This is a genomic window from Candidatus Chloroploca sp. Khr17, from assembly GCF_004138165.1.
In the GTDB taxonomy this organism is placed as follows: domain Bacteria; phylum Chloroflexota; class Chloroflexia; order Chloroflexales; family Chloroflexaceae; genus Chloroploca.
Map to the genome: position 1 here is coordinate 34,246 of NZ_RYFF01000044.1, position 8,983 is coordinate 43,228.

Consider the following 8,983-nt stretch of genomic DNA (forward strand, 5'->3'; position numbering starts at 1 on the left):
AAGTGCCGCAACGATCTATAATGGAGCACCACCTTTATTCTGGTGGTCTTACGCCAATAAGGGGGCTTTATGACGACACACTGGGACGAAAAATATGTCCGTGAAGGGTTGACGTTTGATGATGTGTTGCTGATCCCGGCGCATTCACAGGTCATCCCTGCCGAAGTAGATGTGACCACCTGGTTGACCCGATCGATCCGGTTAGATATTCCGATTGTGAGTGCGGCGATGGATACGGTGACCGAGCATCGGTTGGCGATTGCGCTCGCTCGTCAGGGTGGCATCGGTTTTGTGCATAAGAATATGACCATCGAGCAGCAGGCCGAGAGTGTGCGCAAGGTGAAGCGTTCGGAAAGCGGGATGATTACCGATCCGATTACGCTGCCTCCCGACCGTACGATTGGTGATGCGCTCGATATTATGGCCGAGTATAAGATCTCGGGCGTGCCGATTGTGACCAATGAGGGCGATCTGGTCGGCATTATTACCAACCGCGATCTGCGTTTTGAGAATGACCGGACACGACCGATCCATGAATTGATGACCAGCAAGAACCTTGTGACGGTGCCCGAAGGCACGACGCTTGAGCAGGCCAAGGAGCAGTTGCATCGCCATCGCATCGAGAAGGTGCTGGTGGTCAATAATCGCGGCAAGCTGACCGGGTTGATTACGGTCAAAGATATTATGAAGCAGATCGAGCATCCCTACGCCTGCAAAGATGATCAGGGCAGGTTGCGTGTCGGGGCGGCCATCGGGGCTGGCGGCGATTACCTTGAGCGTGCGGCGGCGCTGGTGCGCGCCGGGGTCGATGTGCTGACGATTGATACCGCTCACGGCCATTCGCAAGGCGTGCTTGATGCAGTGCTCACAGTGCGCGAGGCTTTTCCCCAGGTGCAGTTGATTGCCGGCAATGTCAGCACCGCCGCAGCGACTGTTGCCCTCGCCGAGCGTGGCGTTGATGCGGTGAAGGTCGGCCAGGGTCCTGGTTCGATCTGTACGACCCGGGTGGTGACCGGCTCGGGCATGCCTCAGGTGACGGCGATTACCGATTGCGCCCGCGCCGCCGAGCATTTTGGCATCCCCGTCATTGGCGATGGTGGTATTAAGTATTCCGGCGATATCGCCAAGGCCATCGCCGCCGGCGCCAATAGCGTCATGATTGGCTCGCTCTTTGCCGGTACCGAAGAGAGCCCCGGCGAGACGATCCTCTATGAGGGGCGGTCGTATAAGACCTATCGTGGCATGGGTTCGATTGGGGCGATGTCGCGGGGCAGTGGCGATCGCTATTTCCAGACGAATGTCAATGAGACGCGCAAACTCGTCGCCGAAGGCATCGAGGGCATGGTGCCCTTCAAGGGTTCGCTGCAAGATACGGTCTTTCAACTGGTAGGCGGTCTCCGGGCCGGCATGGGCTATGTCGGTGCGCCCGATATCGAGACACTCCGCCGCGATGCGCGCCTGATCCGCGTGACCATGGCCGGTCAGATCGAGAGCCATCCGCACGATGTCGTGGTTACCAAAGAAGCCCCCAATTACGAACGACGCTGATGAGACACACAACGATTCCTGATGGCTTTGCCGAGCTTGTGCCCGCGATGGCGGTGTCGTATCGGCAAATTCTGCACGCCTTGCATGATCATGGGGTCGCGGTGGCCCCTTACCCTCGGCAGTTGCCGCCCGCGAACCTGCACGGGATCGCGGCGGCGCGGGCCTATCCGATGCAGGGGGTGCTGAAGTATCACGGCCTGGCCGATTGGCAGCAGCGCATTGCGTTTTTGCCGAGCATTTCGGTGAACAATGATGCCGCCCAGACGGTGACGATCGTCGAGTTTGATCCGTCCCTTGAGGCTGATACGGCGCTCTTTGGCGACGCCCCGGCGGTTGGGCGCGAACTCGAACGCATCAGTCAAATCCTCGATGCCGTCCGCTCGCTTGCCGGGGTGCGGGTCGCCGCCCGGGTGACGACCCGTAATTTGCTCAAGAGCCGGGTGGCCGGCAAGGGCCTCGGCACGAGTGCCGCCGGCGCAGCGGCCCTCGCCGCTGCTGCCGTCGGTGCACTCTTTGGGCCAGAACTCGTCGCCAATACGCGCTTTCTCAGTTGCCTGGCGCGCTTGCTGGCTGGCTCGGGTTGCCGCGCTGCCGCTGGTGGCCTGGCGCTCTGGCTCAGCTACCCTGGCCTCGCGCACGAAGACAGTTTTGCGGTGCGTCTCGATGGCGAAGACCAGCTCGCGGACGTGCGTCTGATTACGGTGCCAATCGACTCGCGGGTCGGGCTGAAGACCGAGCAGGCCCACCACGATGCGCCCCAGAGTAGCTTCTTCAAAGCGTGGATGCTTAGTCGTGGCGACGAGATTATGGAGTGTCTTGCCGCCGTTCGCCGCGGTGACTGGCGTCTGGTCGGGCAGTTTGCCGAACTCGATAGCATGCGGCTGCACGGGGTCACGATGTCGGGGTCGCGTGAGCATAAACTGATCGGCTGGGAACCGGAAAATATTACGTTGTTTCGCATGTGTGATGACTTGCGCACCAGGGGCATCCCGGTCTATGCCAGCACCGACACGGGTCCGACCGTCGTCTTGCTGACCCATCGCGACCACGAAGACGCGGTGGTGGCCGCAGTGGAAGGTCTCGGCCTGGGGCTCGAGACGGTGCGCGGGCGCATTGCAGGCCCGGCGAGCTTGCTCGATCTCGATGCGGCCAGGGCGTTGTTGACATAAAATTTGTATATCGAAGTCTGATCCGTTTCCGTCAGCGTAAACGCTTCGGCTAACGGTAGCAAAGGCCACCTCCGTGGCCTGTTTAGCCCGCGAAGGCGGGCTTTGCATCCCCTAGCCGAGGGCTTCAGCCCGACGGAGCGTGCTACGTGTGCCATGGTAGCGCGGGCTTCCAGCCCGCAAACCGTATGCGGGCTGGAAGCCCGCGCTACAATCTCCGCAAACCCTAGGCGGGCTGGAAGCCCGCGCTACCATTTCCGCATGACACGGTCGCGAGCATGGCTGCCAACGTCGCCGCTCGCACTTCGTCCTCAAGACGTGCTCAAAGAAAAGCCTTTGCCTGGGAGAGTTCTGGTATGCGTAGGAACGTGCTCATTCCATTTTTGCTTACGCTGCTTTGCCTCAGCCTGACTGGATGCGCGGCGAACCCGCAGGGTGCCGCGCCCACGGCGGCCCCATCGCTCGCCGCGAGTCCGCCGCCGCTGGCGACGACGGTCATCCTCGGTGATCAGCGCCCTTCTGAGTTGCCCGCAGTGGCGGCGCAGCGCGAACGCATTGCCGCTGCGCTGGCGATGCCGCCCTTTGTGCTGCTGCGCGACGACCTTGAACCGCGCCTTGGTGCAGCGCAGACCGCTGCTGTCAATGATGCCCGCGTACGCACCGCGATCCTCAGCCCCACCGGGCAGCCGCTGCGCAGCGAGGTAATGACGGTGGCCGATGCGCGGGCTGGCGATGTGCCCGCCGAGGCGGCGGCAACCTGTCCACCCGGGCGCTGCCTGCGCGTCGTGCTCTATGTCTATCCGACCAACAGCACGCTCACGGCGCTTGTTGATGACCGTTCGCAGGTCGTCAGTGTGCAGATCCTTGCCGATGCGCAGCCCGAAATCCCCCAGGATCTGGCGGAACTCGCGACCCAGATCGCTATTGCCGATCCCCAGCTTGCGTCTGCGTTTGAGGGTTTGACGCCAACTGAGGCGATGGCAACCATGCAGGCCACCAAAACTGCACTTGAGACAACAAGTTGTGAACGGAGCCGCCATCTCTGCGTGGCGCCGGTCTTTACCTGGGGCAGCCTGGCGCTCTGGACGATCGTTGATCTCACTGATTTTACGTTGGTGGCGGCGACCACTTGGACCGAGCAGGGGGCGAGTCAACGGCGCATTGTGGTCAGCGAGGCAACCCTGCAAGACGCTGCCTTGGCCCCGCTGTGCGAAACGCCGCAACGTCTCGATTACGCAGATTGGCAGGCGGCCTATCTGTTGACCAGTTCTGATGGGCTCGAACTGCGGGATGTGACGTTTCAGGGGCGACCGGTGGTAACCTCAGTCAAGGTGGTGGACTGGCACATCGGGTACCAGGGCGTTGACGGGCAACGGGTTGGCTTCTCGGATGCCGTGGGCTGCCCGGTCTTCAGCGCCGCCGCCGTCATTCCCTACAGCTTGCCCGAACTGACCGAAGAACCCGACGGCAGCCTGCGGCTCGCCATGACCTTTCGCAGCCCCAACTGGCCCTTGCCCTGCAACTACCAATACAGCTTCACAGCGACCTTTGCCCCCGACGGCACCTTGAGCGTCCTCGTCGGCAACGAAGGGCGTGGCTGTGGCACCGAAGGCATCTATCACCCGGTGGTACGGATCGAACCCCCGGTCACGCCCGAGCTAGCGCTGGTGGAGGAGGCCGGCCGCACCCTGTTGCAGCAGGAAGGCTTCGCCGTCTGGGAAGCGGGGAACACACAGCGTTTTGCCCTCGCGACCGAAGCGGGCGCACTCGCCGTTGCCCCGATCTGGGGCGACGCAGAACTGGCGTACCTCTACTGGACCCAGGCGCGCCCCGAAGAGGGCCAGGGCGACCTGCCGAGCATTGGCACTTGTTGCGGGCTTGACGAACGTCAAGGGCCAGAGCAATTCATCGGCCCTGGTACGCCTGAGCCACTTGGCACTGCGCCGATCCTCTGGTTTGTGCCACGCATCGCCAACGCCGAACGCGAACGCTGCTGGGCCGACACCACGATCATTGATGGCGCAACGGTTCCCGAGATCTGGCCGTGCAGCGCGGGGGTTGAGGTACGTTTCACAGAATAGAGCCCGTTACCGCTGCCAGCGGCGCAGATGAAGCCCGGCGTTATGCGTCTTGAGGTAAACATATGGCCAAGGAACTCGGGAAGGTTGCGATTGAATCCGCTGCTGAACTTCGTGAGTGGTTATCCAAAAACCACTCCTCAAGCGACAGCGTTTGGCTCGTGACCTGGAAGAAGGACTCGGGTCACCCATACGTTAGCTACGATGAGATCGTCGATCAATGCCTGTGTTATGGATGGGTAGACAGCCTCCCTGGAAAGCTTGACGAATTGCGGACAATGCTCAGAATTTCACCGCGCGACCCCAAGAGCAATTGGTCCCGAGTCAACAAGGATCGGATCAGTCGTCTCGTCCAGGAAGGGCTGATGGAACCAGGGGGACTGGCCGTCGTCGAGCAGGCCAAGAAGAATGGTGCTTGGGATTTCCTCGATGATGTCGAACGATTGGAAGTGCCTGATGACCTCCGCCGTGAATTCGAAAAGCACCCGGGTTCACGGCGTCTCTTCGATCGCTTCCCGCCTTCTTCTAGAAGAGGAATTCTCGAGTGGATTAAGACTGCGAAGACGGAGACTACGCGACGTAAACGAATTGTCGAGGCAGCGCGCAAAGCAGCCGCGAACAGGAAGGCCAATTTTCCAAAGGGCCGCGATGCCGGCCCAAAAGACGAGTTGGCATCTGATAAGGCGGATTAACTGTCTTGATAACGGGCGCATAACAAGGCGCTGCACTTGGCCGCTATTCTGCGCAACGAAGGCGGTTCTTGTGCCGCACAGGCGCACAGGTTTTCGGGTCGGTGCGCGACCCCTTCGCGGCTTCGCGGCTTCGCGTGAGCTTCTGTGCAAGGTAGTGCGTCTAGGGTCGGAACCCCATACGCTGGCACGGTGGCAAGGCTGTGTCGCGAAGCATCGGATCTTTTCTTTACGCTGGCTCAAGCAAGGCTTCCACTTCGCTGACGGTGGGCAGGTTGCCGCGCCCGCCTAGCCCCTGGCAACTCAGGGCGGCGGCGGCACTGGCAAACCGTATCGCTAGGCGAATCGGGTCATCACGGAGCAACGCATAGAGCAGTGCGCCATGAAAGACGTCGCCAGCCCCTGTGGTGTCAAGTGGCTCGATCTCGAAAGCCGGGGTGTGAAAGAGTTCGCCTTTGTTGGCGCACCAGCTTCCCTCGGCCCCGCAGGTCACAAGCACCAGTTGTTCTTCGTAGCGACTGTGGAGGACGCGGGCGGCTTCCCAGGGTTCAACAACGCCGGTGGCCTGGCGGGCAAACTCGGCTGAGACAACGATCAGATTGCAGAGCGGCAGCAGGTCGAGCGTATGCTCACGGACGCGCTCGGCGTCGATCATGACGAGGCCCCCGGTGGCCTGCATCGTACGTGCGGCGTGCAACGCCACCTGGGGCATATGCGTGTCAATAAGCAGCGCCCGTGCCGAGCGGATCAATTCGCGCTCGAGCGGTACCTGTTCAAGCACCCTAGGATCATTGTGCCACCAGACGGTACGACGATCACGCCCTGGCTCGGCCAGCACAAAGCTGACGTGCGAAGTCCCCGGCCGGACATGCATCGCCTGCGTGTCGATCCCGGCGGTTTGCAGATCGGCGAGAATCCGTTGCCCATACCCGTCATTGCCAACGGCCCCCGTCATTGCGACCCGGGCCCCCAGGCGCGCCAGCGTCGCCAGGGCCGTCGCAACCGGCCCCCCACCCATTTCGTGCCAACCGGTCAGCGACTGCTTTGCCCCAAAGAGCGGTTGCTCTTCAGTTACACCAATCAGATCGAGTGAGGCAATGCCCAAGCCTACCACATCGTAGCGCATACTGATGCCTTCTCTCTTAGCTTACCCAATGACGGTGCCGTGTCCATCGAGTGCGAGCGAGACCGAATTGACTCGGCGCGCATCACCAATGATGACCCGTCCAACACCGGCGGCCAGGGCTTCCTGGGCCCCAAGGAGCTTCTTCTTCATGCGCCCCTCGGCATAGGGAAGCACGGTTTCAATCTCATCGGGTGCAATCTGCGTGATGAGCGATGTTTCGTCGGGGAAATTGCGGAGCAGACCAGGGATATTCGAGAGCAAAAGGAGGGTCGTTGCACCGAGGGCGGCAGCAATCGCAGCGGCGGCACGATCACCGTCAACATTCAGCGCCTCGCCTGCCTCAGAGCACGCCAGGGGGGCAATCACCGGCAGATAGCCGCCTTCGAGCAGTGACCGCAGCAGGGTCACATTTGTCTGCTCGATGGTCCCGGTCCAGTCATCACGCAAGAGTTTCTGGCGTCCCTGTTCAAGAATCCGAATGGTCGCCTTGCGTCGCCCTTCAAGCAGGCGTCCATCGAGGCCACTCAGCCCAACGGCATTGCATCCACGGGCTTGCAGGCGTTCGACCAACCCCTTGTTGACGAGGCCACCGGTCGCCATCATAAAGAGTTCGAGGGTGCGTCGGTCGGTATAGCGACTGGTGTATCCACTCGGTGACGTGACAAAGCGGGCCGGATGGCCTACCGCATCGCCCAGGCGATTTGTCTCGTGGGAACCGCCGTGGACGAGCACAAGACTTTCGCCCTGCTTGTAGTGTGCGGCGAGATCATCACAGAGGGCATCGTAGTTATTGCCAGCACTTCCTCCAACTTTAATAACAATCATCGAAATCCTCATCTTTTGCAAGGCTTTTGTGTGTTATAACCATTGTTATGGTACGCTATTATAGCAGGCCTGCTTGGGTTGTATCCAGGAAGGTTGGCGTATGAAGCTTCATCAAACCTTAGCGCCTCTGCGCCTTTGCGTCAAATAAGCCGTCTTCTTGGCAAGGTATTGATTCTAGTCCGTGAAGGTTACGTAAGATGCTTCTTTCTGCCCGTCTGTTACCGCTGCTGCTTCTTTCTCTCGTGCTCCTTGCGGCCTGTACACCCGTCTATGCGTTGGCCCCGACACCGACGGCCGTTGTGCCCGATCCCTCACCGGTGGCGCGTGCGGCGCCGATCCTTGCTGCGCCGACGCCGCTGCAAGCGGTGCGTTCGTTTGAGCAGGCTCCAACGAGTACGGCAGTTCCTTCACCGGTCTCCCCCACGGCCGCTGATGAGCCAGCGCCGACTGAGCAAGCTGCGGAGGTGCCGACAATTGAGGTTGCGCCAGGCGCAATGGGTATCCCTACACCGACCCCACGCGATCCCGCAACCCCGCCGCGGGTTGGTCTCCAGGTGGGCCACCTGCGTTCCAATGAATTGCCCGACGAACTGGCGCGTCTGCGCACGTCGACCGGCGCACGCTGGGGGAGGATCACCGAAGCCGAGTTGAATCTCGATATTGTCAATCGGATTACGCCCTTGCTTGAAGCTGAAGGCGTAGTCGTGGATATTATTCCTGCGACGGTGCCACCCGGATATGATGCCGATGCGTTCCTTGCCATTCATGCCGATGGTTCGACCAGTGCCGGGCCGCGTGGCTGGAAACTCGCCACACCTTGGCGCGCTTCTGAGGCGAGCAAGAACCTGATGGCTGCTGTTGGGGCTGCGTATGGCCCAGGTACAGGGATGCCAGAAGATGTTGGCGGCGTGACCTTCAATATGAAGGGCTACTATGCGTTTAGTTGGCGGCGCTACACCCACGCGATCACGTCAACAACGCCAGCGATCATTGTCGAAATGGGCTTTATGACCAACGCCGCCGACCGCGAGATCCTCTTTGGGCAACCCGATCGCCTTGCCAAAGCCATTGCCACCGGCATTCTCGACTATCTGAAGGCACGTGATCCCAATGATGGCGCGGCGCTCTTGCCGCCTGATTATCCCGTCATGCGGGCGCTTGCCGAAGGTACGATCATCCGGGCGATCCCACAGAATAACGGGCGTATTCTGGCCCGTGTTGGCCCCGACGCTCGCATCGTGCCCTTTGATCTTCAGGATGGCTGGTACCAGGTCTTTACCCGTGTCGGCGACCAACGTATCGTTGGCTGGGTACGCGAAGATCAGGTTGCGCCCACCGATGAACAATCCGTTTTTCCTACCCCCACCAACCCCTAACTTATCTCCCCAGTTGTTGTGTGCGCAAAAAAGCCAGCGTAGCTGGCTTTTTTGTGCACACAACTTACAGAGACAGCCCGTAAAGCCCAGGTGCTTTAGAGACTGCTGAAAAAGTCCGGCCCACAACAGGGGAATCGATGGGAACCCACATCCAACCAATGAGTCTCGTCTGCAC

At 60.7% G+C, this 8,983-nt stretch carries 7 protein-coding genes; 5 read left to right on the forward strand and 2 right to left on the reverse strand.

Going from position 1 to position 8,983, the window contains the following annotated elements:
- Window positions 1-69 precede the first annotated feature (69 nt).
- From guaB to EKD05_RS20040, 4 genes are all read left to right on the forward strand, one after another.
- On the forward strand, window positions 70-1,548 hold the full coding sequence (guaB, locus tag EKD05_RS20025; RefSeq protein ID WP_129676460.1) for an IMP dehydrogenase: 1,479 nt from the start codon (window positions 70-72) through the stop codon (window positions 1,546-1,548).
- The gene (locus EKD05_RS20030; protein ID WP_129676462.1) at window positions 1,548-2,717 is read left to right on the forward strand and encodes a diphosphomevalonate/mevalonate 3,5-bisphosphate decarboxylase family protein; all 1,170 of its coding nucleotides are present in this window, start codon (window positions 1,548-1,550) and stop codon (window positions 2,715-2,717) included. Before guaB ends, EKD05_RS20030 begins: the two co-directional genes overlap by 1 nt.
- 353 nt (window positions 2,718-3,070) lie before the next feature.
- Entirely contained in the window at window positions 3,071-4,795 is a 1,725-nt protein-coding gene (locus EKD05_RS20035) for a hypothetical protein (protein WP_129676464.1), read from the forward strand.
- A 62-nt stretch (window positions 4,796-4,857) separates the two neighbouring features.
- Window positions 4,858-5,484, forward strand: coding sequence for a YdeI family protein (locus EKD05_RS20040; protein WP_129676466.1), 627 nt, complete (start codon window positions 4,858-4,860; stop codon window positions 5,482-5,484).
- Between the two features lie 226 nt (window positions 5,485-5,710).
- Here EKD05_RS20040 and EKD05_RS20045 read toward each other — a convergent pair whose 3' ends face one another.
- Window positions 5,711-6,607 (reverse strand): PfkB family carbohydrate kinase, encoded by an 897-nt coding sequence (locus EKD05_RS20045; RefSeq protein ID WP_129676468.1) that lies wholly within the window; start codon window positions 6,605-6,607, stop codon window positions 5,711-5,713.
- Window positions 6,608-6,628: 21 nt separating this feature from the next.
- Window positions 6,629-7,432 carry a [LysW]-aminoadipate kinase gene (locus EKD05_RS20050; protein WP_129676470.1) on the reverse strand — a complete coding sequence of 268 codons (804 nt, stop codon included), beginning with the start codon at window positions 7,430-7,432 and terminating at the stop codon, window positions 6,629-6,631.
- Window positions 7,433-7,629: 197 nt separating this feature from the next.
- On the opposite strand from EKD05_RS20050, the gene EKD05_RS20055 reads away from it, so the two are divergent.
- Entirely contained in the window at window positions 7,630-8,808 is a 1,179-nt protein-coding gene (locus EKD05_RS20055; RefSeq protein ID WP_240695869.1) for an N-acetylmuramoyl-L-alanine amidase, read from the forward strand.
- The last annotated feature ends 175 nt before the right edge of the window (window positions 8,809-8,983 follow it).